We start from the raw sequence: 665 nt of genomic DNA, 5'->3' as shown, positions 1-665 counted from the left end.
GGGCACCGGGAGCGGGCCCGGCGCGGGTCACCGTCGTGCGCGGCAACGAGGGCGTCAAGAACCACCCGGCGGTCGACGCGGCCGTGACCGACGGCGCCGCCGCGCTCGCCGCCGCCGGGTACGAGGTCGACGAGGTGGACGCCGAACCGCTGCTCGCCGAGGCCGCCCGGCTCTGGCTGCTGCTGATCACCGAGGACACCCGGGGGCTGCTGCGGGTCGTGGAACAGATCGGCGACGACGCGATCCGCACGGCGCTCGCCGGGCACTTCGCGGCGGCCGCCGGCGTGTGGGGCGAGCGCCCGGACCTGGAGACGTACATCAACGGCTGGGGGCGTCGCGCCACCCTGATCACGCGACTCCAGCAACTCCTCGGCGCGGAACGGCTGTTGCTCACGCCCGTGTGCGCCGAGCCGCCCTTCGAGCAGGACGCCGACCTCGCGGGCGCGCGGCGCTGCGGCGAGCTCTTCCCCGCCATGTGGCCGATGACCTCGGTGCCCGTGCTCGGCTTCCCCGCGGTGACCGTGCCGGCCGCCCTGCACGAGGGGCTGCCGCTCGGCGTACAGCTCATCGGCGGCCGGTTCACGGAGGACGCCGTGCTCGACGCGGCCCAGGCCGTCGAGGACCGCTCACCGGTGCCGCGCGCGTGGGCCGTGCCCGGCTCGGCC

The 665-nt window shown here is 76.5% G+C and carries 1 protein-coding gene; it reads left to right on the top strand.

The window, feature by feature from the left end; genetic code table 11:
- Positions 1-665 (top strand): amidase family protein (locus tag G3I40_RS33895; protein ID WP_275410272.1); only part of this gene is annotated, 665 nt, incomplete at both ends.

This window comes from Streptomyces sp. SID14478 (genome assembly GCF_010548525.1).
Taxonomy (GTDB): domain Bacteria; phylum Actinomycetota; class Actinomycetes; order Streptomycetales; family Streptomycetaceae; genus Streptomyces.
This window is presented reverse-complemented; position numbering and strand designations above follow the sequence as displayed.